Below are 26,744 nucleotides of genomic sequence, written 5' to 3' on the forward strand. Positions count from 1 at the left end.
CAAGCCATCACATTCCAGCCATGGCTTCGGCTGCCGGAAAAGTCGGCAGCAACCGTGGAAGGACCAGCACCGCCGCGCCGTAGAGCAGCAAGGCGGCGCCCGCCAGCCTTGCTAGCCTCTCTCCCATCGGGAAGGTCTTTTCCGCAAAGACCAGCAGCGTGACCACGGCCATGACCGCGATGTTCATGATCCCGAGCGGGAAGAGAGTGAGAAACAGGAGCCAGCAGCAGCCCAGGCAAAGGAGCCCATGCTCCAAGCCCATGCGCACCGCGCCCCAGTGCCCGTCGCGCCATGAGGTCAGGATGAAGCTCATTGGAGTACGGCATTTGGCCAGGCACAAATCCTTCAGCGGCGAGAGCTGGTAGGCACCCGCAACCATCAGCAGCGCGCCGCCGATGCGAGCGGCCGTCGCCGTGGACATTCCCTCTCGCCCGGCAATATTCTCCGCGCCCGCCGCGCCGGCAAAGGCGAGTACGCCCGACGGGCCCCAGACCAGCATATACCCGCCCACGAATACCCAGGTCGAGACAAAGGTTGCGCCGGGCCCCCGCCGCCCGGCCTGGACCTGGTGAAACGTCAGGATCATGGGGGCGGCCGTCGGGAACATCATGGCGACCATCATGATGATCCAGACGACGAGGAACAGTAGCGCATTCATGCCCATCGTGGGCGTGTTCATGGCCATCGGCATGTCCATGCCGATCTGCAGCCGGATGAGCATGGCCCAGGCCGCGGCGGCAACGGCGATCAGCAGCGCAGCGATGATGTTTCGCTGCAGCGCCAGTGACGGGGTCCCAGCATCGAGCATGGCCCAAGTCCGTTCCGATCGAGCATTTCGCAGCCGAACTCAGTCCGCCGGCATTGCAGAAACACCCCTGAAACAAAGAGACGGAGCCGGACCCATTGACCGAATGGAGCGTCCCGCTCTGGCGGCCGGACCTATTGTTGGCCCGACCAGTTGATCGAAGCGTAGTGCCCGTTGCGGCGGGAATTGTCCCAGCGCATGCCGTGGTCGCTGAACGTGCTGTCTTGCACGCCCATCGCCATGAACAGCTTGTCGGGGTTGATGGGATGGCCGGTGGCCGCCCACATCTCTCCGTCCTCGCGCATCGTCGGCAGCGGTTCGACCGCAACATGCATGACCCCCGGGATCTCCACCGACCGCTTCTTGCCATCGATCTGGTACCTGATCGGCGCCTTCTTGGCTCCCAGGTTCGTGCCGATCATCGGCGCGAGCATAGCCATCGGGCCGCCTGCGGCGCCGGTGAAGATCGCGCCCAGCGCCTCCATTTGCGTGTCATCGGCCCGTTCGTCGATATAGGCAGCGGCCGTCCAGTTGCCCTCCGCCATCGGACCGGGCGTGCGCGCGACCATCGCGACGTTGAGGCCGTCCAACCGCGCATCACCGAAATTGCCGGTGTCGATGTGAAAGGCCAGGGCAACGTCGCAGACGCCCTGCGTCGGCTTTGACGTCAGTTGCGCTTTGGGTGACATCAGGCAGGGACAGACGACGTCGCAGTTACAATTTTCGAAATAATTTCCGGACAACTGCCAACTGGTTGCCATTGGCTCCTCCCGAGTGCGAGGCGGGCCGGAATATCGCCGCTTTCTTGGCCAGGTGGCGCCGCTTTTCCTTGCATTTTCGAGCGGCAGACAGTCCAACCCCGCGAACGATCGGCGCGCCAGACCAGTAGGCATACGCTACGCCGTTGCCCGGCACTGTCAATCACCAGCGGAGAAGGTGCCGCGCTTCGAATTTCTCACGATTGTCGGCAACGACAACCCTGGGATTTGCGCCCCGGGGCAAAACCTCGGCTGCAATCCCTGCACTGGGAATGCCGCGCACTGATCCCGTTCGGGAGCGAGGCGACCGCAAAGGGTGCAGGGAACCCTAGCTACGCCCGGCCGAGCCTGCCGCCGAGCAGGTCTTGAAGGCCACGTGAAGCATAATTACATCAATGGGTAAGCGTGCGTCGCACGCGAATTGCTTTGGTCAAGCTTCATCTATGGAGGTTGTCATGGCTAATATGCTCATGGAAGGAAAGAAGGGCCAGGACTGGCTCAATCTGGTCCTTGCCATCTGCCTGTTCATCTCACCTTGGGTAATCGGCTTCGCTGCTGAGACCGCACCTGCATGGAACGCCTGGGTTGTTGGCGTCGTGCTGGGTGTCATGGCTCTGGCAGCGCTTACCGCATTCGCCGAGTGGGAAGAATGGGTGAGTGTCGTTCTCGGGCTCTGGCTGATCGTTTCGCCCTGGCTACTCGGTTTCATGGCGAACACACATGCGATGGCCACCGACGTCGTTCTCGGCGTGCTGGTGGTTGCCGTATCCGGCTGGGCCGTCTGGGACTTCCGTCACCCGCACGCGCACGCGTGATCTGGGACGGACCAAGGGTGGGGGCTCGGCGCGCGAGTGACGGGCTCCTCCCGCAGATCTGGAATGCGCGCCCAAGGTACGCGAAATTTGGGCTGGCGCTCCGGTGCCGGCATCCTTTTGCCGGTCCGCCCGTGCCGATCTGGCCACCCGCTTGCGAACGGGAGGCCTGCTCATGGATTTCGATGAGATCGAACCCATATCTTGGGTAGGAGTTTGAGCGTGACCTTCGCGCGGGTGGCCCTTTTCGCCGCGGCCTTCGTCGCCGCGGCTGTCGTTTCTCTCTTCCCTTCGGCCGGGAGCGAGAAGGTTGCGCTGAGCGTGGCGATCGATGGCGCCATCGGGCCGGCAAGCGCAAGGCAGCTCGAGGAAGCGCTCGGCGTCGCCGCCAAACGGGACGCCGCGGTCCTCATCCTTAAACTCGACACGCCCGGCGGGCTGGTCACCTCGATGCGCCAGATGATCTCCGATATCCTGGCTTCGCCGGTGCCCGTCATCGGCTATGTCGCGCCTGCCGGTGGCCATGCGGCGAGTGCCGGCACCTACATCCTCTATGCCACCCATGTCGCGGCCATGGCGCCCGGCACCAATCTGGGTGCCGCGACACCGGTGGAGATGGGCGGGCTGCCGGCGCTTCCGGGCGACCAGAAGGACAACCAGAAGGATGCCACCGGACGGCCGGCGGGCGACGCGATGATGACCAAGGTGACCAATGACGCGGTCGCCCTGATCCGCTCGCTCGCCGAACTGCGCAATCGCAATGGCGACTGGGGCGAGAAGGCCGTGCGCGAAGCGGCGAGCCTGTCGGCCAATGCGGCATTGCAGGAACATGTGATCGATTTCGTCGCTCGCGACACCACCGAGCTCCTGCAACTGGCCGATGGGCGGACCGTCGATGTGGCCGGCAAGAAAGTGGTGCTGGCGACGAAGGGGCTGCCGGTCGAGACGCTGGAGCCGGGCTGGTTCATCCAGCTGCTTTCCGTCATCACCGATCCGAACACCGCCGTCATCCTGATGCTGGTCGGCGTCTATGGCATCGTCTTCGAGTTCACCAGCCCGGGCGCGGTCGCGCCCGGCGTCATCGGCACCACCTGTCTCGTGCTCGGCCTTTATGCGCTCGATCTCCTGCCGATCAACTATACCGGCCTTGCCCTGATGCTGCTCGGCATCGTTTTCCTCATCATCGAGGCCTTCAATCCCACCGTCGTGCTCGGGCTCGGCGGCGTGGCCGCCTTTCTGTTCGGTGCCGCCATGCTGCTGCGGATCGAGGGGCCGGGCTTTGCCATGTCATGGGCCGTCATCGGTCCGGCCGCCGCGCTGACGCTTGGATTGGCGCTGCTGAGCGGTACCTATCTCTGGGCGGCGCGCCGGAACCCGCCGCGCGTCGGCGGCGAAGCGATGCGCGGCCAGCCGGCCGAGATCCTCGACTGGCAGGGCGGCGAGGGCCATGTGCTGGCCCTGGGCGAGCGCTGGCGAGCGAAGGCCGATGAACCCGTCGCGGCCGGCGACAGCGTCGAGGTGACGGACATCAGCGACCTCGTGCTGACCGTGCGGCGGCGCGACGCGGGAAGGAATGGAGCAAGGCAATGAACATCGGCTATGTGGCCTATCTGGTACTAGCGCTAATTGTGGTCATATTCCTGTCCGCGGCCATCCGCATCCTCCGGGAATATCAGCGCGGCGTGGTCTTCACGCTCGGCCGCTTCACCGGGGTCAAGGGGCCCGGGCTCATCATCCTCGTTCCCTTCGTCCAGCAGATGGTGAAGGTCGACCTGCGCGTGGTGGTGCAGGACGTGCCGCCGCAGGACGTGATTTCGCGCGACAACGTCTCGGTGAAGGTCAATGCCGTGCTCTATTTCCGCATCGTCGACGCCGAACGGGCGGTCATCCAGGTCGAGGACTACATGGCCGCCACCAACCAGCTGGCGCAGACCACGCTGCGATCGGTGCTCGGCAAGCACGAACTCGACGAGATGCTGGCCGAGCGCGACAGGCTCAACAGCGACATCCAGGAAATCCTTGACCAGCGCACCGATGCGTGGGGCATCAAGGTGTCCAATGTCGAGATCAAGCATGTCGACCTCAACGAGAACATGGTCCGCGCCATCGCCAAGCAGGCCGAGGCCGAGCGGCTGCGGCGCGCCAAGGTGATCAATGCCGAAGGCGAGCAGCAGGCGGCTGCGAAACTGGTCGAGGCGGGCCGCATGCTGGCGGCCGAGCCGCAGGCCATGCAGCTGCGCTATTTCGAGGCCTTGCATGACATCGCCGGCGAGCGCTCCTCCACCGTGGTGTTCCCGTTGCCGGTGGACCTGCTCGGTCAATTCCTGAAAGGGCAGGGGAAGTAAGCAACCCCTTTCCGCCTCCCAACTGGGTGAGTTCAGCCAGCCTGCAGGTTCCTGCGCTTCCGGTCCCACGGACGTCAAATACGCTCGCTTCCGGGCTCTCGATATCGTCCACCCTCGGCTCGGCCTGGTCTGGCTCAACGCTACAACAACAAGTCCAGGAAAAATGTGGAACAGTTTCCGTCAAGAAGGCGTGCTTACGCACTGCAAGGCACACTCAAAATAAGTGAGAAATAAACCATAAGTCTTTGTCCTAGATCAAAGTCGAGAGTGGTTTCTTCGGGTAACAGGGCGTCCGCTGCGATATTTTGGAGAGGATGGCGGATGTCCACCCTTCATTTGAGTTCAGAATACCGGAATAAACAGGATAGCCTGTCCGAGCAGTCAAAATCGGTACATCATGGGGCAATGGAGCTTCAGACAGCCATTCTCCTTACATTGCGGGGCTATCGTCGCCGCTCAGTAATTTCCACCAATTATGTGATGAAAAGGGTGCGACAGCTGTGTCCTGATTGCGTGCTCGCCGACCATGCATTGGCCGGATTGATCCAGGAAGCCGCGGTGTTGTTGGCATTGATCCCGGTGTTCGATCCGTGCCTTGGCAAGGATAGATAGGTTAGAGCGGCTACAAAGCCTTTTAGCATCGCTGAACCTCGCGGTCCGCAGGGCCGCGAGGTCTTTTTTGTCCATTTCTGCGCGGTCGCCCGGCAGGAACGGCGCTGTCCCGCCAGATATTGCGTCCTTGCTGGGTCCGCCTGATCTTTTCTCACTGTCAGAACCTGACGCTGAGATCTGCCTTGGCCCCGTTGTCGGTGTTGTGGCCGCCGAACTGGCCGACATAGGACAGGCCAAGTGTCGCATTGGCCGACATCGGCAGGTCGAAGCCGGTCTCGATCACCGCGCTGTTTCACCCTGAGGTTGACATGTCATTGGAGCCCGGCCTTGTCTTGGGCAGGCCGGCACTGGAATTGGACTGGAGCGAAAAGCAGCGTCTTTTGCGCGCACTGTGGCAGTTCGGCGTCATCGGTCTCGGCCTCGCACGGGCTGGTATCGGACCGAGAGCTGCAAAACTTATCTGGCGCTTGTCGGCGTATAGCCGAAGCGGCGACGAAAGCAGCGGTTGAAGTACGATACGTCGCTGAATCCGCTTGTCAGGGCGATGTCGCTGACCCGCATGTCGCTGTGTTTGTGCGAGAGCATCCTGTGGGCGCTCTGCAAACGCAGTTCGAGAACGCGTTCAGAGAAGCTCATTCCCGTCTCTTGAAGGAGGTCGTGGACATAGCGCGCCGACAGGCCGAGTTGTTGCGCGACACTTTGGGCGGAAATGCCGGGATCGATAATTGCTCTCGCCGCATCTGCGCCGTGCTTCGCTGATCGGCGATCTGCTCGACCAGGGCCGCGTCATCACCCATCTTTATCGCCAGGCGCTCGATCATCTGGCTGTGCCTGTCGTGCTTACCCACGCCAACGGAGCAATCCTCCATGCGAATGCGGCCGCCGAACAGATGTTTTCGGCGCAGGGTCCCATTCTCTCCAGGAACGGCCTGCTCCAGGCACAGAATCCGGTGGCGGCCCGCGCCCTTCTGGACGCGATCGCCAGTGCGGCGGGCGCGGATGCTTCGCTTGGCGCGCGCGGCATAGGGCTGCCGGTTTCGGCCCAGGGCCAGCCGCCCGCCGTTGCCTATGTGTTGCCGCTGACTGAAGGAACGGCGCGCGCGGTTTTCCGGCCGGCATGCGCGGCTGTGTTCATATCGACGACGACATCGGCTTCTCCCCTCCCGGAAGCCGTTCTGATCACGCTGTTCGACCTTACACCCGCGGAGGCCCGGGTGCTGCTGCGGATCGGCGGCGGATTGTCAGCCTCCAAGAGCGCGTCGTCGCTCGGCATTGGTGAAAACACCTTGAAGACCCACCTCAATCGGATTTTCGCCAGAACCGGCACGAGACGCCAAGCCGACCTCGTCAAACTCGTGTCGGACATCGGCACGCCGCTGGCGGCTCATGGACCCTGAGGGCGGAGCGCGTGGTCTCTACCGCCAGCGGGTCAGAGGCTTTACCGCCGCCAGGGCGGCTCCGGCGCGAAGCGCTTGCCGATCCAGTCGGCGAAGGCGCGGGTCTTGGCGGCCTTTCCCTTGGCCGAGGGCGTGACGACATAGACCGCGCCTTCGTCCGCCAGCGTCCACTCCTCCAGCACGGGCACCAGCCGTCCATCGGCAAGCTCGCGGCCGACCAGCCAGTCGGTGCTCATCATCAGGCCGACGCCTTGCACGGCGGCGTCGACCAGCACCTCGGCGTCGTCGCTGACCAATGGCCCGGAAACCTCAACGCGCGCGCGCCGGCCCTCGCGGTCGGTCATCTCCCAGGCCGGAAAGGTCTGGAAGCCCGAGAAGCCCAGGCAGGAATGGTCGAGCAGTGCCTGCGGTGTCTCCGGCCTGCCCCTGCGGGCAAGATAGGAGGGGGCGGCGCAGAGCAGCCGGCGTCGCGTCGCCACCTTGCGTGCCACCAGGCGCGAATCCTCCAGGCTGCCCAGCCGCACGGCGACATCGAAATTCTCGGCGACCAGATCGGTGAAGCGGTTGGAGAATTCGGCCTCGATGCGCACATCGGGAAATTCGGCAAGGAATTGAGGCAGCAGCGGCCCGATCCACATGCGCCCGAACGTGCCGGGCAGGGCCAGCCTGAGCACGCCGCGCGGGCCGCCCCCGGCATGCGCGGACGCGACGGCCTCGGCCTCGTCGACGGCAGCGAGGATGGCGCGCACACGCACCAGGAATTCGGCGCCTGCTTCGGTCAGCGACACGCTGCGCGTCGTGCGCGAGAGCAATCTCACCCCCAGCCGCGTCTCAAGCGATTGCAGGCGCCGCGACAGGATGGTCGCGTCGCGTCCGACACGCGCCGCCGCGCGGGTGAAGGAGCGCGCCTCGGCGATGGCCGCGAAGGCGGCCATCTCGGCAAGGGCCGCGGGTTCGTGAGATTGCTGCATCATTCACAGTTCTCAATTGCAGAAAACAAGGATTATCCAGAGATAGCGCAGCAAATAGGTTCACTCAATCCATCAATCGTCCCACCGGAGTGAAACCATGAAAGCCATCGAACTCAGCCAGCCCAGGCTGGACGCCTTCCGCGCCGTCACCGTTGCAACCCCCGAACCGCAGCGTGGGGAGGTGCTGATCCGTCAGCGCGCGGCGAGCCTCAATTTCGTCGATGTCGCGGTGGCGAGCGGCAATTATCCCGGACCGAGCTTTCCGCTCATCCCCGTCGCCGACGCCGCCGGCGAGATCGTAGCGCTGGGCGAGGGCGTTGCCAGATTCGCCATCGGCGACCGCGTCGTCGCGCATGCCAAGCCGCGCTGGATCGGTGGGCCGCCGCGGCCTTACGAGACGACGCAGATGCGCGGCATCTCGCTGCCGGGATCGCTGGCCGAATATGTGGCGCTGCCGGCCAATTCGCTGGTGCCGGTCCCGGCGCATCTCTCCTTCGAGGCGGCCTCGACGCTGCCGATCGCCGGCACCACGGCCTGGAACGCCATCAGCGCCGCCAATGTCGGGCCGGGCTCGGTCGTCGTGCTGCTTGGCACGGGCGGCGTCTCGATCTTCACCCTGCAACTCGCGAAGGCCGCCGGCGCCACGGTCATCATCACCTCGTCGTCGGACGAGAAGCTGGAGCGGGCGAAGGCACTCGGCGCCGATCATCTCATCAACTACCGCGCGACGCCCGACTGGGACGGCAAGGTGCTGGAGCTGACCGGCGGTCTCGGCGCCGACCTCATCGTCGAGACCGGCGGAACCGCAACCTTCGCCCGCGCCGTCAACGCCACCGCGCCCGGCGGCACGCTGTTCACCATCGGCTTCGTCACCGGCGCCGAGGCCACGGTCAATCTGCTGCCGATCATCATCAAGGCGCTGAAGGTGGTCGGCAACAACACCGGATCCGTGTCCGATCTCTTCGACGCCGCCCATGCCATCGGCGCGGCCCGGATCGAGCCGGTGGTCGACAAGATGTTTTCACCCGATCAAGCGACCGAAGCCTACACCCACATGGCCGCCGGCGGCCTGCATTTCGGCAAGCTGGTGTTCGGGCTGGAGTGGTGAAGTAGCCGATCTCCCCCTCGTGGGGAGATGCCCGGCAGGGCAGAGGGGGCGCGAAGGATCGCGGCCTTTCGGTCAATCTGAGAGCGCTGAGGAGCTGCATAAACTTGCGATCGCAAACTGCTGACATGCCGGCGGGACAGCGCCCCCCTCTGGCCTGCCGGCCATCTCCCCCACTTGGGGGCAGATTACTCGCTTCACTGTTAAATCAGCTTCTCCAAGGTAATCGGCAGATCCCTAATCCGCTTGCCCGTCGCGTGGAACACAGCATTCGCAATGGCCGGCGCCATGCCGACGATCGCCAGTTCACCGACGCCCTTGCCGCCAAGCACCGAGGAGTGCAGGTCGGGGATGCCGACCGAGATCACCTCGATGTCGGGGATGTCGGCATTGGTGGGGACGAGATAGTCGGCGAGGTTGTTGTTGACGATGCGGCCGTGGCGGCGGTCGACGATGCCTTCCTCGAGCAGCGCCTGGCCGATACCCATGATGATGCCGCCCTTCCATTGGCTTTCGGCCAGCTTCGGATTGTAGAGCCGGCCCGAATCCAGCGCCGACACCACGCGCGACACGCGCACCGTGCCGAAATCCTCGTCGACACGCACCTCGACGAAATGCGCGCACCAGGAATGGCGGGAATAGTCGCCCTCGGTGTGCGGCAGCGCCATGGCGATGGTGGTGTAGTTCTTGTAGCGATCCTCGGCGCTCGAATTGGCCGGCATAGTGTCGCCGGTCGCCTCGATGCGGTCGCGGCCGATGCTTTTGAGCAATTCGGCGACCGAGACATCAGGACCGTCGCCGCGTGGCGCGGTGATGCGGCCATTGGCGACGACCAAAGTGTTGGCCTGCAGCGCGTGGAAGGGCGAGCGCGGATCGCTGATCGCCAGACCGATCAGCTGGTCGAGCGCCGACGTCGCCGCCTTGTGGACGGCGCCTGTCATCACGCCGGCCAGCCGTGAGCCGCCGGCGACGCCGGCACGGGGAAAGCGGGAGTCGCCGAGCTTCACCACGACGTTGTCGGCGGGCACGCCGACCGTCTCGGCGGCGGTCTGCGCCAGGATGGTGTAGGTGCCCTGGCCCATGTCGATCGAGGAGCTTTCGACCTCGACCGAACCATCGGCCAGGATGCGGACGATCGCCTCGCCATAGGCGCGCCGCACCGGATAGGTGCCGGCGGCCACGCCCCAGCCGATCAACTGGTTCCCGTCGCGCATCGAGCGTGGCTCGGGCGTGCGCCTAGTCCAGCCGAAGCGGTCGGCGCCTGCTGTAAAAGCCTCGCGCAACTGCCTGGTCGACCAGGCTTTTTTCGCATGCGGGTCCTGCTCGGCGTAGTTGCGCAGCCGGATTTCCAGCGGATCGATGCCGACCTCGTAGGCGAGTTCGTCAATGGCGCTTTCGATGCCGAAGGCCGACGGGTTTTCGCCCGGCGCACGCATGGCGCCTGGTACCACCGAGTTCACCCGCACGACATTCTGTTTCGAGGAGAAATTCGGCGTCGCGTACATGATCGAGGTGACCGAGCCCAGCGGCTCGACCCACATGCCATCGATCGAGGTTTCGTTGACGCCGCGATGCACGATCGACTGGATCATGCCGTCATGGTCGGCGCCGATCGTCACCGTCTGGCGGGTCGCGGCGCGGCCGCCGTAACCGGTGAAGGTCTGCGGCCGCGTCATCACCAGCCGCACCGGCCGGCCGAGCATTTTCGCGGCACTCGCGGCAATCGCGCCATGGCTGAGCGCCAGCGCCTTGGAACCGAAGCCGCCGCCGATATAGGGCGACACCAGCCGCACATTCTCGAACGGCACGCCGAACCATTCTGCATAGGTGCGCGCCATGCCGTCCAGCCACTGGCTCGGCTCCCACACGGTCAGGTGGTCGCCTTCCCAGCGGGCGATAAGGCCATGCGGTTCCATCGGCGCCTGGTATTCGCGCGGCGTGTTGTAGGCGGCGCAGATGCGCACCGGGGCCGCGGCGAAGGCGGCGGACGCGTCGCCCCATTCCTTGGTCATGGCGTCGACCGGAATGCCGTCACCAGCCTTGCCATCGCTGAGGTCGACGATTGCCGGCGTCTCGTCATAGCTGACCTTGACCATCGCTGCGGCGGCCACGGCCTGCTCGAAGGTCTCGGCGACGACGGCGGCGACATGCTGGCCCGAGAAGGTGACGTCGCGCGCCAGCGGGCAGTAGGGCTTGTCGGGCGGCGGGGTGCCGAACCAGTCCGAGGCGGTTTTCAGGCTGATGGTCGTGTCCGGTGTCAGCACCTTGAGTACGCCCGGTGCTGCCTCGGCCGCCTCGCTGTCGATGGCGCGCACCTTGCCGGATGCAATCGTGCTTTCGACCAGCACGGCGTAGGCGAGGCCTTCGAGCTGCTGCTCGACGGCGTATTTGGCCGCACCCGTGATCTTGGCTGGGCCGTCGACGCGCGACAGCCGGCCGCCGACGGCTTCGGCGCCGCCGTCGGAGGCGTCGCCCCGTTTCGGTTCACCAACTCTGATGCTGTGAACGGTCATGCCGTTTCTCCCATCTTGAGAATAGCCCGTGCGACGACGCGCGGCGCGAGCTCGATCTTGTAGTGGTTGGCGCCATGGTCGACGGCGCCTTCGACGGCGAGCAGGCTTGCGGCGCGAACAGCTTCCGGCTCCAGCGCCTTGCCTTTCAGCGCGTCTTCGACGGCGCGCGCCCGCCACGGTTTGGTGGCGACGCCACCGAGCGCCACGCGCAGGTCGCGGATGGTGCGTCCGTCGGATTCCAGTTCGAGCCCGACGGCGGCGCTGGCCGCGGCGAACTCGTAGGATTGCCGGTCGCGGATCTTGAGGTAGGTCGAACGCCGCGCGGCCGCGGAGGATGGGATTTCGATGGCGGTGATCATCTCGCCGGGCTCGATCGCGTGTTCCTTGTCCGGCGTCGTGCAGGGCGACAGGAAAAAGTCATCGACGAGGATGCGCCGATCGCCGAGATATACCGTCGCGTCGAAGGCGACGAGCGCTGTGGCGAGGTCGCCGGGATACATGGCGATACAGGCTTCGCTGGTGCCAAGCACGGCATGGCCCCTGGTGACGCCGCCGATCGCCGAACAGCCGCTGCCGGGTTCACGCTTGTTGCAGGCGGCAAAATTCGAGGGATCGCGGAAATAGGGGCAACGCGTGCGCTGCATCAGATTGCCGCCAATGGTTGCCATGTTGCGGATCTGCGCCGAGGCCGCTTGCCAAAGCGCCTCCGAGATGGCGGGAAAGCGGTTCTTGATGTCCGCGTGGTCGGCGACATGGCCCATCCTGGCAAGCGCACCGATGATGGCGCCACGCTCGTTGATCTCGATCCGGTCCAGCCCCTCGAGATGGGTGATGTCGACCAGCGTGTCGGGCTCGGCGACGCCGCATTTGGCGAGGTCGATCAACGTGGTGCCGCCGGCAAGCAGCATGGCGCCGGGGAGAGCGGCCGCCTGGCGGGCGGCGTCGGCCGAGGTGGCGCGAAGATAGGAAAAGTCCCTCATGACGCGGCCTCCAGCGCTGCCTGGCGCACGGCGGCGACAATGTGCGGGTAGGCGCCGCAGCGGCAGAGATTGCCGGCCATGTATTCGCGGATCTCTTCGTCCGATCCGGCATGGCCCTCGCGGATGCAGGCGACCGCCGACATGATCTGGCCTGGCGTGCAATAGCCGCACTGGAAGGCGTCCTGTTCGAGGAAGGCAGCCTGCACGGGATGCAGTTCGCCCTCCCGTGCAAGCCCCTCTATGGTGGTGATGGTGCGGCCCTCGGCTTGCGCGGCCAGTGTCAGGCAGGCCAGCACGCGCTCGCCGTCGACATGGACGGTGCAGGCACCGCATTGGCCATGGTCGCAGCCCTTCTTGGTGCCGGTCAGGCCGAGCCGGTCACGCAGGGCGTCGAGCAGCGTGACACGCGGTTCGAGTTCCAGCGTGTGATGCTGGCCGTTGATATCGAGATGGACGGGAATTGTGGTCTTGCTGGTCATGGGCGTCTGGCTCCAGTTGCTTGACGCTTGGGGGATGAATTGGAGTTAGGGGGTAGGGAGGGTCCAACCGTTCCTTCGGGCGGACCGCTCCTCACCCCAGCAGGTCCTCGATCCGGATCGGAAAGCGCCGCGGGCGCACGCCGGTCGCATGCCAGACTGCATTGGCGACGGCGCCGGCCGTGCCGGTGATGCCGATTTCACCGACGCCCTTGATGCCGAGTGCGTTCACGTGAGGATCGTCCTCATGAACCAGCAGCGCTTCGACCGACGGCACGTCGGCATTCACCGGGACATGGTATTCGGCGAGGTTGGCATTTTGGATCCGGCCGGAGCGCCGGTCGGTGACGGCTTCCTCATGCAGCGCAAAGGAAACGCCCCAGATCATCCCGCCATAATACTGGCTGCGCACCAGCCGCGGATTGATGACCTGTCCGGCAGCGAATGCGCCGACCAGCCGGGTGACGCGGATCTGGCCTAAATCCGGGTCGACCTTGACCTCGGCAAAGACGGCACCATGCGCGTGCTTGGCGTAGGCCTCCTGCGACGCCGGATCCGGTGCACCCTTGCCATGGCCTTCGATCTCGGCAAGGCCCGCGCGGGCAAGGATCTCGCTATAGCTTTCGCTGCGGCTTTCGTCGTCGCGCCGGTAGAGGCGTCCGCCGCGCGCCAGGACACCTTCATTACCGGCGCCGAACAGCGGCGAGGCTTCGTTACCGGTGGCAAGATCGGCAAGCCTGGCGATGACCGCCGCACCCGCATTGTGAATGGCCATGCCGGCCGTTGCCGTGTGACCCGAACCGCCGGCGATGCCCGCATTGGGCAGGTCGGAATTGCCGGCCCTGAAATCGACCTGGTCGATGTCGAGCCCGAGCCCGTCGGCTGCGATCTGGGCAAAGGCGGTCCAGGCGCCTTGGCCCATGTCCTGAGCGCCGGTCTCCATCAAGCCGCTGCCGTCGGCCCTCAGCACGGCTCGGGCCTCGGCCTGGAACATGAGGGCCGGGAACGTCGCCGTGCCCATGCCCCAGCCGGTGAGGAAACCATCCGCGTCGCGCATCCGCCGCGGCTGCAGCGGGCGGCTCGCCCAGCCAAACGCCTCGGCCGCCTGTTCGTAACATTCGCGCAGCGCCTTGGAGGAGAATGGCTTGCCGGTCATCGGCTCGACTTCGGCGTAATTCCTGAGCCGGAAGTCCAGCGGGTCCATACCGCAGGCATAGGCCGCCTCGTCGATGGCGCTTTCGAGCGCGATCGATCCGGTGGCCTCGCCGGGCGCCCGCATGAACAGCGGCGTGCCGGTGTCCAGCCGCACGGCATCGTGCGAGGTGGCGATGGCCGGACTGGCATAGAGCGTGTGCGAGGCGTCGGCCGCCGGTTCGAAGAAATCGTCGAATGTGCTCGATGTGGTCCTGGCGTGATGGGAGATCGCGGTCAGCCGCCCTTCGCCATCCATACCCATGCGCAATGTCTGGCGCGTCGGGGCGCGATGACCGACCGGTCCATACATTTGCTCGCGTCGCAGCACCAGCTTGACCGGGCGGCCGACGAGCTTCGCCGCCAGTATGCCCAGCACTTGCGGCCCGGAAATCATGCCCTTGGAGCCGAAACCGCCACCCAGGAAAGGGCTGCGGATGTGGACGTTCTGCGGTGCGATGCCGAACAGGCCGGCGATGCGGCCCTGCGCCATGGCAAGGCCCTGGCTCGGCATGTCGATCGACAGCCGGTCGCCATCCCAGGCGGCGACGATTGCGTGGGGCTCCATGGCGTTGTGGTATTGGGCCGGCGTCTCGTAAGTCGCCTCGATCCGCGTCCTTGCCGATTCGAGGCCGGCTTCGACATCGCCCTTCCGCTGCACCGCCGGGTTGCCGACGCCGACGCCGCGGGGCACGAAGCTTTTGGCGCCGTCGAGACCGACGCGCGCCGGCAGCGCTTCATAGCGCGGCGACAGCAGCGCCGTGCCTTCGGTCGCCGCTTCCAGCGTCTCCGCGATCACCACGGCAATGCTCTGGTTGGCGTAGCGAACCGCATCGTTCTGCAGCAGGTCGAGCCGGAACATGAAGGGATGGTCCTTGGCATCCGGATCGGTGGCGAGCGCCGGCCGGTTCAGTGGCGTCATCACCTCGACCACGCCCGGATGCGCCTTGGCCGCCTCGATATCCAGCGACACGACCCGGCCGCGCGCGATGCTTGAGACGGCGAGCACCGCATAGAGCATGCCGGGCGGGTGGTTGTCGGAGGCGTAGCGCGCCGTGCCGGTGACTTTCAAGAATCCGTCGCGGCGGGTCAGCGGCTGGCCGATGCTGGAGCCCTGCCGCGTATGGGCGGGTTGCTGGTTGAGGCTGAGTTCAAGCGTCATGGCGCACTCCGGGAATGGAGGAAAAGGGTGAGGCAGGAAGGGCCGGGATCCGCTCGGGCGTTCCGGCCTTTGCTGATATCAGCGCCCTGACGACAATGCGGCGGGCAAGCTCGATCTTGAAGGCATTGTCGCCGGAGGGGCTGGCGTCTGCCAACGCGACGTCCGCGGCGCGAACGAAGCTCGCCTCGTCGGCATCGGCGCCGAGCAGAGCGGCTTCCGCCGAACGCGCGCGCCATGGCTTGGCCGCGACACCGCCCAGCGCCAGCCTTGCGCCGCGGATCTTGCCGCCATCGACGACAAGTGCCACGGCCGCCGAAACGACGGCGAAGGCATAGGAGGTGCGTTCGCGCACTTTCAGATACCGGGCGTGAGCGGCGAAGGAGGCTGCTTCCGCCGGCAGGCGCACTGCAACGATCAACTCGCCCGGCTCCAGCACAGTCTCGCGCTGCGGGGTGTCGCCAGGAAGCCGGTGGAATTCCTCCAGTGTCACATGGCGCCGGCCTTGCTTGCCCTCGATCTCGACCACGGCATCCAGCGCCACCAGCGGCACGCAGAAATCGGAGGGATGGGTGGCGATGCAGGCATCGCTCCAACCCAGGATGGCGTGCAGGCGGTTCTCGCCGCCCAGTGCCGAGCAGCCGGAACCGGGTTCGCGCCTGTTGCAGGCGCTGGCGGTGTCGTAGAAGTAACTGCACCGCGTGCGCTGCAGCAGATTGCCGCCGACGGTGGCGGCATTGCGAAGCTGCGCCGAGGCGCCCGAAAGCAGCGCTTCGGCCACCGCCGGATAGGCCTTGGCGAAAGCCGGATCGTGTGCGAGATCGGCATTGCGGACCAGCGCGCCGATGCGCAAGCCGCCATCATCGAGCGTTTCGATGCGATTGAGTTCCGGCAGGCGGGTAATGTCGACGATCCGTTCGGGGGCGGTAATGCCACCCTTCATCAGATCGAGCAGATTGGTGCCGCCGGCGAGATAGGCCGAGCCCGGTCCGGCCGCCGCCGCTATGGCTTCGGAGATGGTGGCCGGCCTGACGAAATCGAAGTCTCTCATGCCGCGGTCCTCCGGTCGGTTCTGGCAAGTTGTTGCTGGGCCTCCAGAACGGCCTCCACGATGCCGCCATAGGCGGCGCAGCGGCATATGTTGCCGCTCAGCCCCTCGCGGATGCGCTCGGGATCGGCGCCAGCCTGTCCTTCGGCGATCAGACCGAGCGTGCTCATGATCTGGCCGGGCGTGCAGAAGCCGCACTGGAAGCCGTCATGGGCGATGAAGGCGGCCTGCACCGGATGCAGTTCTTCACCGTGCGCGACACCTTCGATGGTCAGCACCTCGGCGCCGTCATGGCTGACCGCCAGCGCCAGGCAGGAGTTTATGCGTTTGCCGTCGACCAGGACCGTGCAGGCGCCGCACTGGCCGCGGTCGCAGCCCTTCTTGGTGCCGGTGAGCTCAAGCCGCTCGCGCAGCAGGTCGAGCAAGGTGACGCGGGTGTCGACCTCGAGTTCATGGTGGTGTCCGTTGACGGTAAGCGAGAGGGGAAGGGTGGTCATGGGCGTCTGGCTCCAGTTGCTTGACGCTGAGGGGGATGATCTGGCGCTTTGGCAGGGAAGGACAAGGTCAGGCGACAGCCAATCCGCCGCAGGCGGGGAAGGTGACAGCTTGCGGCTTCGAAAGACGTGACATACCGGGCTCCCTGATTATATGATAAAGGTTCTCCACTAAAAGCGGAGGTGCCTCCGTTTATTTACGTGGGGGCTGGCCACGCATGGTTCAAGCCCCCATATCCCTGGTGGAGAAAAAAATTGGCTTTTGAGCCTGTCACGACTGTCGAACAAAACCCCGCCGCCGCAGACAAGCCGTTGCGCGCCGACGCGCGGCGCAACCGCGACAAGCTGGTCGAGGTGGCGGCCATCATGTTTGCCGAACGCGGCATCGACGCCTCGCTGGAGGAGATCGCGCGGCGCGCCGGGGTCGGCATCGGCACGCTCTACCGGCATTTCCCGACGCGCGAGCATCTGGTCGAGGTGGTCTACCGCCGCGAGGCGGAGGCGCTGTGCGCTGCCGCCGGCGAGCTTGCGGCAAAACATCCCTCCGATGTCGCTCTGGAAGAGTGGATGCACCGCTTCGTCGACTACATCGCCACCAAGCGCGGCCTGGCGACCAGCCTGCGCATCCTGTTCACCACCAATTCGACGCTGTTTTCCGACACGTCGGGACGCGTGTCGCAGGCCTTGCGGCAACTGGTCGAGGCGGCGGTGGCCGACGGCACGATCCGCGGCGACGTCGATGCCTCCGACGTGCTGCATGCGCTCGGTGGCATCTACTCGGCGCCCGACACGCCGGAATGGCGCGACCGCTCGCGCCGGCTGGTGAAGCTGTTGATGGACGGGTTGCGGTTTGGGGCCGGGAAGCGGCCGGAATGAGAACAGTTCGGACGCCGGATTCGTTCTAATCATGGGCTGGCCGCAAGCAGCGGCATCCAGCATCTGAGTTCCGGCCCGGCATAATTCGACCGCGCTTCCTGGCGAGGAGTCCGACGCGCCGGCCTTCCCCGCCGAACTTTCCGACCCCTCAGCGCATCCTGTCCATTTGTGATATGATCGCGGCAGGGAATGCAGACATGGGGCAGCCCAATTTTCACCGTGAGGGTAGCAAGCCCGACGCGGAGCTGGTGATGGCGGCACGCGGTGGCGAGGCGCCCAGTCTCGGCCTGCTGTTCGAACGCTACCGGCCGCAGCTCTATGCCATCGCCTTGTCGATGCTAGGCTACACCAGCGATGCCGAGGACGCGGTCCACGAAACTTTCGTCACCGCGCTCACACGGCTGGATGGCCTACGCGATCCCGCCGCGGTCGGCGGCTGGCTGCATTCCATCCTCAGGAACCACTGCCTGATGGCGCTGCGCCGGCGCCGGCCCTGCGCCAAGCCGGCCGAAACCGACCGTGTTTTCCGCGAGCTCGCGGACGAGGAGCGCATCGAAAGCCGGATCGAAAGCCGCGACCTGCGGGACTGGGTGTGGGCAGCGCTTGGCCGGCTGCCGGAGATGCAACGCGCCACCGTCATGTTGCGCTATTTCGGCAGCTCGCCGAGCTATGAGGAGATTGCAGCCATCCTGGGCGTGCCGGTCGGCACGGTGCGCAGCCGGCTGTCCGACGCCAAAGTCAGGCTTTCGGAGCTCTTGCTGGCATCGGCCGGCCTGTCCGACAGGGATCACCAGAAGCTGGTGGCGGAGCGTCTTGCTTTCTATGTCGCGGAATTCCGCTCGCTCTATGGCGGTGGCAGGGACCGCTTCCTGGCCCACTACGCCGACGACCTCGAAATCGGCTTGGCGGGGGGACCGCGGCGCCTCGGGCGTCATCTGTTTGCCGAGATCGTCGACGGGGACACCGGCGATGGCGTCCGCGCCGAGCCGGTGCGGGCGCTGGCCAGCGGCAATGTCACCGTGCTCGAAGGCAATTTCCTCAATCCGCCGGAAGATCCGTTCCACTGCCCGCCGGGCTTTGCCTTCGTCCTGTTCCATGGCGAGCACCAAGTGCGCGGTATGCGCATCTACAATTCCGCACGGCCGGCCCGCTCGGAGGAATAACGTCTTCGTGAAAATCCGGCGGCGGCGAACTTTCCGGTTGGCCGCTTCATCCTTTCTGGGTCACGCGGCCGGCTTCCGGCGCGCCAACCCACAGCAAAGGAGAATATCATGTCTGCCGTCAGCCGCATTCGCAATAATCTCGCCCGCGCCATGGTTCTCGGCTCGGTCCTCGCCATTCCGGCCCTGGCTCCCGCCCATGCTGACGATTACGACGCCACCCTCAAGGACATCCAGTCGACCATGGGCGGCGTGCCGAGCTTCGTGAAGCAGTTCCCGAAGGCCGGCCTGCCCGGCGCCTGGGCCGAGGTCAAGGCCATTGAGCTCAGCGATAACACAGCGCTGTCGCCGAAGGTGAAGTCGCTGATCTCACTGGCGGTCGCCGCGCAGATTCCGTGCAGCTACTGCATCTGGTCGGACACGCAGGCCGCCAGGAAGGCCGGCGCCACCGACCAGGAGATCCAGGAGGCGGTCGCCATGTCGGCGTTGACGCGCCACTGGAGCACCATCTTCAACGGCATGCAGGTCGATTTCGACACGTTCAAGAAGGAGATGGCCGGGGAGTAGGGGAATAGGGGAATGTGGTCGATCCGCGCTCCCTACTCCCCGGTTGCCTCCTCAGGGAGGATAAGGACATGAACGACGCCCTCGCCAACGACTCCACCTTCATGACCGCCACCCGTCTGGCGGCGGCGATCCGCGAACGGCGGATCAGCGCCGGCGAGGCCATGGAGGCGCAGCTAGCCCGTATCGCCCTGGTCAATCCGCTCATCAACGCCATCGTCACTCTCGACGAGGCGGCGGCCCGCGCCGGGGCGAAGGCCGCCGATACGGCGATCGCGCGCGGCGATGCCGTCGGCCCGCTGCATGGCGTGCCGATTACCCTCAAGGACGGCCACGCCACCGCGGGCATGCGCACCACGGTCGGCCTGACGGCCTGGGCCGATCACATCCCGACAACGGACAGCACCATTGCCGCCAGGTTGCGCAAGGCCGGCGCCATCATCATCGGCAAGACCAATGTTCCGCCCAGGCTCCGCGACCTGCAGACCTGGAACCCGATCTTCGGCCGCACACTCAATCCCTGGGATGTCGCACGCACGCCGGGCGGCTCCAGCGGCGGCGCCGCGGCCGCGGTCGCGGCCGGGCTGGTGCCGCTGGAGATCGGCAGCGACGCCGGCGGTTCGATCCGGATACCGGCTCATTTCTGCGGCATCTATGGCTTCAGGCCGACGGAGGCGACGGTGCCGATCACCGGCAGCTATGGCGATCCGCCCGACATGCCGCGCAGCTTCCGCCTGCTGTTAGGCATCGGGCCGATGGCCCGCGATGTCGACGATCTCATCCTCGCTCACCGCATCATCGCCGGCGCCGACGGCCTCGATACGGAGGTTCCGCCGGTCGCGCTGGAAGAAGCGCCGGAGCCGCCGCTGGACCGGCTGAGGGTCGCCTGGGCGCCGACTTTTCCCCGGGTGCCGGTCGCGCTCGACATCGCCGATGCGATCGCCGGCTTCGCCGCCGTCATCGAGGCCGGCGGCGCGCGCGTGGGGCAGGCCTTGCCGTCGCATGATTTCGCTGCCGAGCGGGCGCTGTTCTCGGACCTGATCACCTGGTACTCGCAGGTCTTCCAGCTGCCGCGCGACGCTTCGCCGTCGCTGGCGGCCTATATCGAGGCGCTCAACCAGCGCGATGAATTCATCTTCGCCTGGGAGCGCTTCTTCGACGACTGGGACGTGCTCGTCTGCCCGGTGACGATGTGCACGGCCTTCCTCCACCAAGAGACGGGCGTGCCGATCCCGGTCGACGGCGTCGAAACGCCGTACTGGGCCGCGCTGAGCCACGCTTGCCGCTTCAACCTGACCGGGCATCCGGTCGCAGTCATCCCGATCGGCCTCGACCGTGAGGGCCTGCCGATCGGCGTCCAGCTCGTCGGCCGCCGCCACGCGGACCTGAGACTGCTTGCCATTGCTCGGGCACTGGCCAGGCTCACCGACGGCTTTGTCAGGCCGCCTGGACTGTGAACGGTCGCGGCGTGCGGCGGTCCGCGCCGCCGCGGTCACGGTGTCGTGTCCGCGTGCTTGAAGGTCAAGCCGAACCGCAACGACGCCAAGACTTCCCCTCGACGCCGTTGCGAAGCGATTATTTCCTCGCTTCGACCAGGACCACGAGGGATTCCGGCACCACGCCGTCATGGGCCATCGCATCGGCGGCAGCCTTGCTCTGCATCATTCCCGCCAACTTAGCCATATCGGGAACGTCCATCATCACCGCCACCCGGGTCGGGTTCTGGGGATCGATGAATGTGCGGATGTTGGTTACCCCGAGCGCACCGAAAAGCTCCGCCCGCTTGGGTGAATTGAGCCAGTGCTTGGCATCTTTGGTGATGTTGTGGTGGGCAATGACTGTCGGCATGGCATCCTCCCGAGGTGACGCCGACGGTCGAGATCCCGCCTTTCGCAGCGATCCACCTTCGCGAGCGAGTGAGCGCCGTTTCCTTCGACCTGTCAATTAGCAATTGCTGGGGCCAGTGAGCGGCGAGGCGCCCTCGCGAATGCCGGCTGGAAGGGCTGTCGTCGATCGCCGCGGTCGATCCCGGCCCGCAGTCGGCGATCGAGATCGCCAAGGACGGTCCGCTCAAGGCCACCGGGCCGGAGCCCGAGGACCCGGACGGCGCGCGACCACATGCGCCGGCCTTGTGCGGCTCTCTACCAAGAACGGCCATTCATCCCGGACATGCGGCATGCTAGAGCGGCGGAGCGTTTCCTGGAATTGCGCCAGGCGTCACGGCAGGATAGCTCGATTTGTCCGCTATCCACGTTTTCGAGGGCATTCAATGTATGTAGGCCGTTCCTACAAGGTGGTCGATTTCGCGCTCTGGTCGCGGCGCAGCGTCCTCTACATGGTGGTGGTGAGCGGGCTGGCCGTGGCGGCTTACCTCCTGCCAGGCATTGCCGGGTTCTCCGTGCCATGGTCGGTGGTGCTGGTGCTCGGCACCACGGTGTCGCTGGTCGCAGGCTTCAAGAATTCGCAGGTGTTCACCCGCAGCGGTGAGGCGCTGCAGGCTTTCACGCAGATCACGGCCAGCAGCCGGATGTGGTCCAATTTCTGCCGGGACTTCCTCGATGCGCCGACGGCTCGGCAGCTCGTCTACCGCCACATCGCCTGGATGACGGCGCTGCGATACGCGCTGCGGCGGCCGATGCCGTGGGAATCGATGGGGAAGGCCGCCAACATCGAATACCGGCGGCGTTACCACATCCAGGAGGACAAGGGCTCGATCGCCGACGACTTGCGCCCGCTGCTGGGCGACCAGACCGCGGCTGTCCTGAAATCGCCTCGTCCGGCGATAGCCTTGCTCGAATTGCAGTCGGTCCAGGTCAACGGGCTGCTCAAGGACGCCAAGGTCCCGTCGCAGGTCTATGTCGAACTGACGAAGCTGATCCGCGACTTCCACGACCAGCAGGCGCGCTGCGACCGCATCAAGAACAATCCCTATCCCCGGCAATACGCCATCGTCAGTTCCATGTTCGTGATGATCTTCTGCACGCTGCTGCCGTTCGGCGTGGTTCCGGTGTTCGCCGACATGGGCAAACTGGACGGCATGCTCGGCTCGATCGCCATCTGGCTGACGATCCCGTTCAGCACGTTGCTGGGCTGGGCCTACATGTCCCTCGACCAGGTCGGCGAGAGCAGCGCCAACCCCTTCGAGGGCAACGCCAACGATGTGCCGATCTCGCAGATCTGCCGCGACATCGAGATCGAGATGCGCGCCGGGCTCGGCGAGAGCGACCTTCCCAAGCCCTTGCTGCCGGTCAACGACATCGCCATGTGAGGTGGGCAGGCGCCTACCGGCGGGAGATCACCCGCAGCCAGGGCGCCAGATGGAAAGCGCTCATCAGCACATACATGGCAGGCATTCCGGTCAGGATCGGGCCGGCCAGCGGCGAGGGATTAGCGTCCATGCATAGCATGGCGGCATCGCCACCCTGAAGACAGGAGACCAGCGCCATCACCGCGAAGGTGGGCGCCGCGGCGAGACACAGCCAGTCGGCGATGCCACGAGGGGCGGCATTTTCGGCGCTGCCGATGCCGGAATGGATATCGCTCATGGTCTTATTCCCTTGCTGGTTGCGACCCGTCGGGACCTGGGTTCCTCGGCCCTGCCGGAGGGGGGAGGGGAACCCAGGCTGGACAGTCTTGCGCCGGCTACTGGTTGGCCTTGTCGCGGAAGGCGGCCTCGCCGGCGGCGGACACTTCGGCCCATTTCTTGTCGGCTCCGGCTTCGTAATTATCGTGCCAGTTCCACCAGCTGTAGAGCGGGGTCTGCGGGTAGCCTTCGGGCGAGTCCTCCCAGGTCTCCTGGCGGCCGAGCGGCGTGACGTCGAGATAGCTCCAGACAGTACCCAACGCCTCGTCGCCGCGGTTGTTGATGAAATAGGTGCGGAAGATGCGGTCGCCATCATGGATGAACACGTTGTGGCCGTGCCATTCGTCGACGCCGAAATCCTTGTCGAAGCTGTCGGTGATCGTGTACCAGGGCATGTCCCAGCCCATCCGTTGCTTCAGCCGCGCAATGTCGGCCTGCGGGGCGCGCGAGGCATAGGCAAGCGTGGTGTTGCGGGCGTTGAGATGGGCGAGGTGGCCGACCTGGTCGGCGCCGAGCGAGCAGCCGCGGCAGGCGTGCTCCGGCCAGCCATAGACGCCGGGCTCGAAGAAGGCGCGGTAGACGATCAGCTGGCGGCGGCCTTCGAACAGGTCGAGCAGGCTCACCTTGCCATCGGGGCCTTCAAAGACATAAGCCTTGTCCACTTCCGTCCATGGCATGCGCCGGCGTTCGGCCGACAGCGCGTCCCTGGCCCGCATCGTCGCCTTTTCCTTCACCAGCATCTTTTGGTGCGCGGCTTCCCAATCCTGCCGTGAAACGATCGGCGGGGTCTTCATCGTCATGGTCATTGGTCTTCTCCTTGGCCAGTCGTGGCGTCGTTGCGGTGTGGTGTTGCCTGGGTATGCCGGGGTGCCGCAGGCGCGGCGGGATCCGAGAGATCCGGTCCGGCGCAGCAGGGGTGGCGTGCGGCGTGCTTGGTCGTATCATTGGCTGTGTCGAGGTCGGTGGAGGCAGGCATTTTCTGGTTCTCCCTTGCATGCCGTCATTGCCGGCTTGCTGGTTGACGGTACTGACTTAAGTTAGGGCGGCTCGGTGCCGAGGTGGGAGTTACAAGTGTGACGGGATTTGAATGGACTCGCTGATCACCTCGGCGGCGCTGGCGCTGGCGGCCGGCGATCCGCTCGGCGCGCTCGACCGCGTCGCCCTGCGCGAGGACGCGCCGGCCCTGGCGCTGCGCGGCATCGCGATGGCGCAGCTCGGCGACTTCGATCGCGCCAAGCTCTTGTTGCGGCGGGCCGTGCGCGCCTTCTCCCCGAAAGAGGCCGTCGCGCGGGCCAGATGCGTCGTCGCCGAGGCCGAGATCGCGCTGGTCTCGCGTGATCTCGGTTGGCCGGCCAAGGCGCTCGACGCGGCCCGCACGACGCTGGAAAAGCATGGCGACCGGTTGAACGCGGCGCATGCCGGCCATCTCAAGGTGCGGCGGTTGCTGCTGATCGGCCGCCTCGACGAGGCCGAACATGTGCTGGCCGGGCTCGACCCCGCGCCGCTTCCGCCAGCAGCCAGAGCCGCGCACGAGCTCGCCGTCGCCGGCATCGCCATGCGGCGCCTGCGGACCAGGCCGGCGCGCGCGGCGCTGGAGTGGGCACGCCATGCCGCCCGCAAGGCCGGCATTCCCGGCCTCATCGCGGAGGTCGACAGCGCATGGCTGGCGCTGGAGACACCCGCTGCGCGGCTGATCGTGCAGGGCAGGGAGCAGCCGCTGCTGCTCGAAGAGGTCGAGGCATTGCAGGGATCGCCGGCGCTGGTCGTCGATGCTTTCCGCTACGCCGTGCGCAGCAGCGGGGTCACGATCTCGCTGGCGAGCCGGCCGGTGCTGTTTTCGCTGGCACGGTCGCTCGCCGAAGCCTGGCCCGGGGACGTGTCGCGGGGGGAACTCGTGGCGCGGGCCTTCGGCGGCAGGCATGCCGATGAATCGCACCGCGCGCGCCTGCGCGTCGAGATCGGGCGGCTGCGCGCCGAGCTTCGCGCACTGGCCGGCATCAGCGCCACCAAGCATGGCTTCACGCTGGGGCCGCGCCATGTGCGCGCGGTGATGGTGCTGGCGCGGCCGATCGAGGAGCGGCACGCGGCCGTGCTGGCCTTGCTGGCCGACGGCGAGGCCTGGTCGAGCTCGGCCTTGGCGATGGCGCTTGGAACCGGCCAGCGCAGCGTCCAGCGGGCGCTCGAGCCGCTTGCCGAGGCCGGCAAGGTGCAGTCCTTCGGCCATGGCCGGGCGCGCCGCTGGATGACGCCGCCGGTGGTGGGTTTCACGACCACCTTGTTACTCCCGGCGCCGCTGCCGAACGGCTAGGAAGCGATGAGGACCACCATCGAGGATCAAGACATGAAACATTCAGCGGCCGAAATTTTGAGGGAATACGGACCCTTTCCCGATGCCAATACGGTGGCCGGGGTGAGCTTTGACGGCAAGAACGTCTGGTTTGCCTCGGGCGACAGGCTGAACGCCTTCGATCCGGAGAGCGGTCAGGCGTTGCGCTCGATCGATGTCGCGGCACATGCCGGCACCGCCTATGACGGCCGGCATTTCTTCCAGCTCGCCAAGGACCGCATCCAGAAGATCGATCCCGACACGGGCGAGGTGCTTTCCACCATTCCGGCACCCGGCAATGGCGGCGATTCCGGGCTCACCTGGGCAGAGGGCGCGCTCTGGGTCGGACAGCACCGGGAACGCAAGATCCACCAGATCGATCCCGAGACCGGGGCGATCCTGCGCACCATCGAATCCAACCGTTTCGTCACCGGGGTGACCTGGGTCGACGGCGAATTGTGGCACGCCACCTGGGAGGGCGACGAAAGCGATCTGCGCCGCATAGACCCACGGACAGGCAAGGTTCTGGAGAAGCTCGACATGCCTGCCGGCATGGGTGTCTCGGGGCTGGAATCCGACGGCCGCGACCGCCTCTTCTGCGGCAGCGGAAACGCCGGCGTGGTGCGGGCGGTGCGCCGACCGAAGTGAGGGACACGAATTTTCCCCCACCGACTGGCCGCTGCGCGATGTCGGGCCTAGATAGGCTGGACCATCCCCCGCAAAAGGACCAGACCATGCCCGAACAGATCACGTTGAACGACGGCGCCGCCATTCCCCAGCTTGGCCTTGGCGTGTGGCAGGTCGATCACGACATCACCGCGCAAGTGGTGGGCTGGGCGATCCAGGCCGGTTACCGACTGATCGACACCGCCGAGGGTTATCAGAACGAGGAAGGGGTCGGCGAGGCGATCCGTGCCGCCGGCGTGCCGCGAAGCGAGCTGTTCATCACCTCGAAGCTGCGCAACGGCGCCCACCAGCGCGATGCGGCGCTTCGTGCCTGCGACGACACGATGCAGAAGCTCGGCGTCGAGCAGCTCGACCTGTTCCTGATCCACTGGCCGGTGCCCAGCCAGGACAAATATGTCGAGGCGTGGAAGACGCTCGTCGAGCTGAAGCAGGCCGGCCGCATCAAGTCGATCGGCGTCTCGAATTTCAATCCTGATGATCTGGAACGCATCATCGGCGAGACGGGCGTGACACCCGTCGTCAACCAGATCGAGCTACATCCGCGCTTCCAGCAGCGCGCGCTCAGGGAGTTTCACGCCCGGCACGACATCCATACGGAAAGCTGGAGTCCGCTGGGCAGCGGCCGCTTGCTGAGCGACCCGACCATATCAGGCATTGCCCGCAAACACGGCAAGTCCGCCGCGCAGACGATGATCCGCTGGCATCTCCAGCAAGGGCTGATCGTCATCCCGAAGTCGGTGCGCCAGGACCGTATCGCAGCCAATTTCGACGTCTTCGATTTCGAGCTGGACGCGCAGGACCTGGAGACGATCAGCGGCATGGATTCGGCCGACGGCCGTAACGGGCCGAACCCGGCGACGGCAGCATTTTTGTTCTGAGAGG

28 protein-coding genes are annotated in these 26,744 nt (G+C 65.9%); 14 read left to right on the plus strand and 14 right to left on the minus strand.

The genetic code is table 11. The features are described from left to right. Nucleotides 1-7: 7 nt before the first annotated feature. Both FJ970_RS13915 and FJ970_RS13920 read right to left on the minus strand, forming a co-directional pair. Nucleotides 8-808 carry a DUF2182 domain-containing protein gene (locus FJ970_RS13915; protein ID WP_140762135.1) on the minus strand — a complete coding sequence of 267 codons (801 nt, stop codon included), beginning with the start codon at nucleotides 806-808 and terminating at the stop codon, nucleotides 8-10. Nucleotides 809-939: 131 nt separating this feature from the next. Next, nucleotides 940-1,566, minus strand: a complete 627-nt coding sequence (locus tag FJ970_RS13920; RefSeq protein ID WP_140762138.1) for a DUF1326 domain-containing protein — start codon at nucleotides 1,564-1,566, stop codon at nucleotides 940-942. Nucleotides 1,567-2,018: 452 nt separating this feature from the next. On the opposite strand from FJ970_RS13920, the gene FJ970_RS13925 reads away from it, so the two are divergent. The 4 genes from FJ970_RS13925 to FJ970_RS13940 all read left to right on the plus strand — a co-directional run bounded on the left by FJ970_RS13925 (nucleotide 2,019) and on the right by FJ970_RS13940 (nucleotide 5,332). Further along, entirely contained in the window at nucleotides 2,019-2,378 is a 360-nt protein-coding gene (locus FJ970_RS13925) for an SPW repeat protein (protein WP_140762141.1), read from the plus strand. 219 nt (nucleotides 2,379-2,597) lie between these two features. Further along, nucleotides 2,598-3,965, plus strand: coding sequence for an NfeD family protein (locus tag FJ970_RS13930; RefSeq protein WP_140762144.1), 1,368 nt, complete (start codon nucleotides 2,598-2,600; stop codon nucleotides 3,963-3,965). Continuing rightward, nucleotides 3,962-4,720: a slipin family protein gene (locus tag FJ970_RS13935; protein WP_140762146.1), complete on the plus strand. Its 759-nt coding sequence runs from the start codon at nucleotides 3,962-3,964 to the stop codon at nucleotides 4,718-4,720. Before FJ970_RS13930 ends, FJ970_RS13935 begins: the two co-directional genes overlap by 4 nt. A gap of 321 nt (nucleotides 4,721-5,041) precedes the next feature. Next, nucleotides 5,042-5,332 (plus strand): hypothetical protein, encoded by a 291-nt coding sequence (locus tag FJ970_RS13940; protein ID WP_140762149.1) that lies wholly within the window; start codon nucleotides 5,042-5,044, stop codon nucleotides 5,330-5,332. A gap of 157 nt (nucleotides 5,333-5,489) precedes the next feature. Here the strand turns inward: FJ970_RS13940 and FJ970_RS33600 are convergent, their stop codons facing one another. Next, nucleotides 5,490-5,615, minus strand: a complete 126-nt coding sequence (locus FJ970_RS33600; RefSeq protein ID WP_263489054.1) for a hypothetical protein — start codon at nucleotides 5,613-5,615, stop codon at nucleotides 5,490-5,492. Between the two features lie 173 nt (nucleotides 5,616-5,788). Then, on the minus strand, nucleotides 5,789-5,968 hold the full coding sequence (locus FJ970_RS13945) for a helix-turn-helix domain-containing protein (protein ID WP_263489053.1): 180 nt from the start codon (nucleotides 5,966-5,968) through the stop codon (nucleotides 5,789-5,791). Nucleotides 5,969-6,057: 89 nt separating this feature from the next. On the opposite strand from FJ970_RS13945, the gene FJ970_RS13950 reads away from it, so the two are divergent. Then, complete coding sequence (locus tag FJ970_RS13950; protein WP_227792126.1) at nucleotides 6,058-6,729, plus strand: helix-turn-helix transcriptional regulator; 672 nt, start codon at nucleotides 6,058-6,060, stop codon at nucleotides 6,727-6,729. Nucleotides 6,730-6,770: 41 nt separating this feature from the next. Here FJ970_RS13950 and FJ970_RS13955 read toward each other — a convergent pair whose 3' ends face one another. Further along, the gene (locus FJ970_RS13955; RefSeq protein ID WP_140762252.1) at nucleotides 6,771-7,700 is read right to left on the minus strand and encodes a LysR family transcriptional regulator; all 930 of its coding nucleotides are present in this window, start codon (nucleotides 7,698-7,700) and stop codon (nucleotides 6,771-6,773) included. 97 nt (nucleotides 7,701-7,797) lie between these two features. Here FJ970_RS13955 and FJ970_RS13960 point away from each other — a divergent pair, with 97 nt between their 5' ends. Beyond that, complete coding sequence (locus tag FJ970_RS13960) at nucleotides 7,798-8,808, plus strand: zinc-dependent alcohol dehydrogenase family protein (RefSeq protein WP_140762151.1); 1,011 nt, start codon at nucleotides 7,798-7,800, stop codon at nucleotides 8,806-8,808. Nucleotides 8,809-9,008: 200 nt separating this feature from the next. Here FJ970_RS13960 and FJ970_RS13965 read toward each other — a convergent pair whose 3' ends face one another. The 6 genes from FJ970_RS13965 to FJ970_RS13990 all read right to left on the minus strand — a co-directional run bounded on the left by FJ970_RS13965 (nucleotide 9,009) and on the right by FJ970_RS13990 (nucleotide 16,669). Beyond that, nucleotides 9,009-11,318, minus strand: coding sequence for a xanthine dehydrogenase family protein molybdopterin-binding subunit (locus FJ970_RS13965; RefSeq protein WP_140762154.1), 2,310 nt, complete (start codon nucleotides 11,316-11,318; stop codon nucleotides 9,009-9,011). Beyond that, nucleotides 11,315-12,298: an FAD binding domain-containing protein gene (locus FJ970_RS13970; RefSeq protein WP_140762157.1), complete on the minus strand. Its 984-nt coding sequence runs from the start codon at nucleotides 12,296-12,298 to the stop codon at nucleotides 11,315-11,317. The genes FJ970_RS13965 and FJ970_RS13970 overlap by 4 nt, the downstream gene beginning before the upstream one ends. Continuing rightward, nucleotides 12,295-12,777: a (2Fe-2S)-binding protein gene (locus FJ970_RS13975; RefSeq protein WP_140762159.1), complete on the minus strand. Its 483-nt coding sequence runs from the start codon at nucleotides 12,775-12,777 to the stop codon at nucleotides 12,295-12,297. Before FJ970_RS13975 ends, FJ970_RS13970 begins: the two co-directional genes overlap by 4 nt. A gap of 91 nt (nucleotides 12,778-12,868) precedes the next feature. Continuing rightward, nucleotides 12,869-15,127, minus strand: a complete 2,259-nt coding sequence (locus FJ970_RS13980; protein ID WP_140762162.1) for a xanthine dehydrogenase family protein molybdopterin-binding subunit — start codon at nucleotides 15,125-15,127, stop codon at nucleotides 12,869-12,871. After that, a complete protein-coding gene (locus tag FJ970_RS13985; RefSeq protein ID WP_140762165.1) occupies nucleotides 15,117-16,175 on the minus strand; it encodes an FAD binding domain-containing protein in 1,059 nt (352 codons plus the stop codon). Before FJ970_RS13985 ends, FJ970_RS13980 begins: the two co-directional genes overlap by 11 nt. Next, complete coding sequence (locus tag FJ970_RS13990) at nucleotides 16,172-16,669, minus strand: (2Fe-2S)-binding protein (protein ID WP_140762169.1); 498 nt, start codon at nucleotides 16,667-16,669, stop codon at nucleotides 16,172-16,174. Before FJ970_RS13990 ends, FJ970_RS13985 begins: the two co-directional genes overlap by 4 nt. Nucleotides 16,670-16,921: 252 nt before the next feature. Between FJ970_RS13990 and FJ970_RS13995 the strand changes: the two genes are divergently transcribed. From FJ970_RS13995 to FJ970_RS14010, 4 genes are all read left to right on the plus strand, one after another. Continuing rightward, nucleotides 16,922-17,542 carry a TetR/AcrR family transcriptional regulator gene (locus FJ970_RS13995; RefSeq protein WP_140762172.1) on the plus strand — a complete coding sequence of 207 codons (621 nt, stop codon included), beginning with the start codon at nucleotides 16,922-16,924 and terminating at the stop codon, nucleotides 17,540-17,542. Nucleotides 17,543-17,739: 197 nt separating this feature from the next. Further along, entirely contained in the window at nucleotides 17,740-18,705 is a 966-nt protein-coding gene (locus tag FJ970_RS14000) for an RNA polymerase sigma factor (RefSeq protein ID WP_140762175.1), read from the plus strand. Between the two features lie 108 nt (nucleotides 18,706-18,813). Continuing rightward, nucleotides 18,814-19,269, plus strand: coding sequence for a carboxymuconolactone decarboxylase family protein (locus FJ970_RS14005; RefSeq protein ID WP_140762178.1), 456 nt, complete (start codon nucleotides 18,814-18,816; stop codon nucleotides 19,267-19,269). A gap of 68 nt (nucleotides 19,270-19,337) precedes the next feature. After that, nucleotides 19,338-20,723, plus strand: a complete 1,386-nt coding sequence (locus FJ970_RS14010; protein ID WP_140762181.1) for an amidase — start codon at nucleotides 19,338-19,340, stop codon at nucleotides 20,721-20,723. A gap of 118 nt (nucleotides 20,724-20,841) precedes the next feature. On the opposite strand, the gene FJ970_RS14015 is transcribed toward FJ970_RS14010, so the two are convergent. Next, nucleotides 20,842-21,114, minus strand: a complete 273-nt coding sequence (locus FJ970_RS14015) for a hypothetical protein (RefSeq protein ID WP_140762182.1) — start codon at nucleotides 21,112-21,114, stop codon at nucleotides 20,842-20,844. 421 nt (nucleotides 21,115-21,535) lie between these two features. Between FJ970_RS14015 and FJ970_RS14020 the strand changes: the two genes are divergently transcribed. Further along, on the plus strand, nucleotides 21,536-22,534 hold the full coding sequence (locus FJ970_RS14020; protein WP_140762185.1) for a bestrophin family protein: 999 nt from the start codon (nucleotides 21,536-21,538) through the stop codon (nucleotides 22,532-22,534). A 13-nt stretch (nucleotides 22,535-22,547) separates the two neighbouring features. Here the strand turns inward: FJ970_RS14020 and FJ970_RS14025 are convergent, their stop codons facing one another. Together FJ970_RS14025 and FJ970_RS14030 are read right to left on the minus strand one after the other, a co-directional pair. Then, nucleotides 22,548-22,811: a hypothetical protein gene (locus tag FJ970_RS14025; protein WP_140762188.1), complete on the minus strand. Its 264-nt coding sequence runs from the start codon at nucleotides 22,809-22,811 to the stop codon at nucleotides 22,548-22,550. A 97-nt stretch (nucleotides 22,812-22,908) separates the two neighbouring features. Then, entirely contained in the window at nucleotides 22,909-23,655 is a 747-nt protein-coding gene (locus FJ970_RS14030; protein WP_140762191.1) for a DUF899 domain-containing protein, read from the minus strand. A gap of 281 nt (nucleotides 23,656-23,936) precedes the next feature. On the opposite strand from FJ970_RS14030, the gene FJ970_RS14035 reads away from it, so the two are divergent. The 3 genes from FJ970_RS14035 (at nucleotide 23,937) to FJ970_RS14045 (ending at nucleotide 26,740) form a co-directional block, all read left to right on the plus strand. Beyond that, nucleotides 23,937-25,157 (plus strand): helix-turn-helix domain-containing protein, encoded by a 1,221-nt coding sequence (locus FJ970_RS14035; protein ID WP_140762194.1) that lies wholly within the window; start codon nucleotides 23,937-23,939, stop codon nucleotides 25,155-25,157. Nucleotides 25,158-25,190: 33 nt separating this feature from the next. Further along, nucleotides 25,191-25,823, plus strand: coding sequence for a DUF5074 domain-containing protein (locus tag FJ970_RS14040; protein ID WP_140762196.1), 633 nt, complete (start codon nucleotides 25,191-25,193; stop codon nucleotides 25,821-25,823). 86 nt (nucleotides 25,824-25,909) lie between these two features. Continuing rightward, entirely contained in the window at nucleotides 25,910-26,740 is an 831-nt protein-coding gene (locus tag FJ970_RS14045; RefSeq protein WP_140762199.1) for an aldo/keto reductase, read from the plus strand. Nucleotides 26,741-26,744 lie beyond the last annotated feature (4 nt).

This window comes from Mesorhizobium sp. B2-1-8, assembly GCF_006442545.2.
Classification (GTDB): domain Bacteria; phylum Pseudomonadota; class Alphaproteobacteria; order Rhizobiales; family Rhizobiaceae; genus Mesorhizobium.

Coding starts and splice junctions, on each gene's coding strand:
- FJ970_RS13985 (WP_140762165.1), bottom strand. CDS start 16,175: ATGAGAGACTTCGATTTCGTCAGGCCGGCCACCATCTCCGAAGCCATA.
- FJ970_RS13945 (WP_263489053.1), bottom strand. CDS start 5,968: ATGAGCTTCTCTGAACGCGTTCTCGAACTGCGTTTGCAGAGCGCCCAC.
- FJ970_RS14005 (WP_140762178.1), top strand. CDS start 18,814: ATGTCTGCCGTCAGCCGCATTCGCAATAATCTCGCCCGCGCCATGGTT.
- FJ970_RS14045 (WP_140762199.1), top strand. CDS start 25,910: ATGCCCGAACAGATCACGTTGAACGACGGCGCCGCCATTCCCCAGCTT.
- FJ970_RS13915 (WP_140762135.1), bottom strand. CDS start 808: ATGCTCGATGCTGGGACCCCGTCACTGGCGCTGCAGCGAAACATCATC.
- FJ970_RS13925 (WP_140762141.1), top strand. CDS start 2,019: ATGGCTAATATGCTCATGGAAGGAAAGAAGGGCCAGGACTGGCTCAAT.
- FJ970_RS14030 (WP_140762191.1), bottom strand. CDS start 23,655: ATGACCATGACGATGAAGACCCCGCCGATCGTTTCACGGCAGGATTGG.
- FJ970_RS13955 (WP_140762252.1), bottom strand. CDS start 7,700: ATGCAGCAATCTCACGAACCCGCGGCCCTTGCCGAGATGGCCGCCTTC.
- FJ970_RS13970 (WP_140762157.1), bottom strand. CDS start 12,298: ATGAGGGACTTTTCCTATCTTCGCGCCACCTCGGCCGACGCCGCCCGC.
- FJ970_RS13940 (WP_140762149.1), top strand. CDS start 5,042: ATGTCCACCCTTCATTTGAGTTCAGAATACCGGAATAAACAGGATAGC.
- FJ970_RS14015 (WP_140762182.1), bottom strand. CDS start 21,114: ATGCCGACAGTCATTGCCCACCACAACATCACCAAAGATGCCAAGCAC.
- FJ970_RS13980 (WP_140762162.1), bottom strand. CDS start 15,127: ATGACGCTTGAACTCAGCCTCAACCAGCAACCCGCCCATACGCGGCAG.
- FJ970_RS14000 (WP_140762175.1), top strand. CDS start 17,740: ATGGGGCAGCCCAATTTTCACCGTGAGGGTAGCAAGCCCGACGCGGAG.
- FJ970_RS13935 (WP_140762146.1), top strand. CDS start 3,962: ATGAACATCGGCTATGTGGCCTATCTGGTACTAGCGCTAATTGTGGTC.
- FJ970_RS14040 (WP_140762196.1), top strand. CDS start 25,191: ATGAAACATTCAGCGGCCGAAATTTTGAGGGAATACGGACCCTTTCCC.
- FJ970_RS13960 (WP_140762151.1), top strand. CDS start 7,798: ATGAAAGCCATCGAACTCAGCCAGCCCAGGCTGGACGCCTTCCGCGCC.
- FJ970_RS13920 (WP_140762138.1), bottom strand. CDS start 1,566: ATGGCAACCAGTTGGCAGTTGTCCGGAAATTATTTCGAAAATTGTAAC.
- FJ970_RS13975 (WP_140762159.1), bottom strand. CDS start 12,777: ATGACCAGCAAGACCACAATTCCCGTCCATCTCGATATCAACGGCCAG.
- FJ970_RS14035 (WP_140762194.1), top strand. CDS start 23,937: ATGGACTCGCTGATCACCTCGGCGGCGCTGGCGCTGGCGGCCGGCGAT.
- FJ970_RS13990 (WP_140762169.1), bottom strand. CDS start 16,669: ATGACCACCCTTCCCCTCTCGCTTACCGTCAACGGACACCACCATGAA.
- FJ970_RS14025 (WP_140762188.1), bottom strand. CDS start 22,811: ATGAGCGATATCCATTCCGGCATCGGCAGCGCCGAAAATGCCGCCCCT.
- FJ970_RS14020 (WP_140762185.1), top strand. CDS start 21,536: ATGTATGTAGGCCGTTCCTACAAGGTGGTCGATTTCGCGCTCTGGTCG.
- FJ970_RS14010 (WP_140762181.1), top strand. CDS start 19,338: ATGAACGACGCCCTCGCCAACGACTCCACCTTCATGACCGCCACCCGT.
- FJ970_RS13965 (WP_140762154.1), bottom strand. CDS start 11,318: ATGACCGTTCACAGCATCAGAGTTGGTGAACCGAAACGGGGCGACGCC.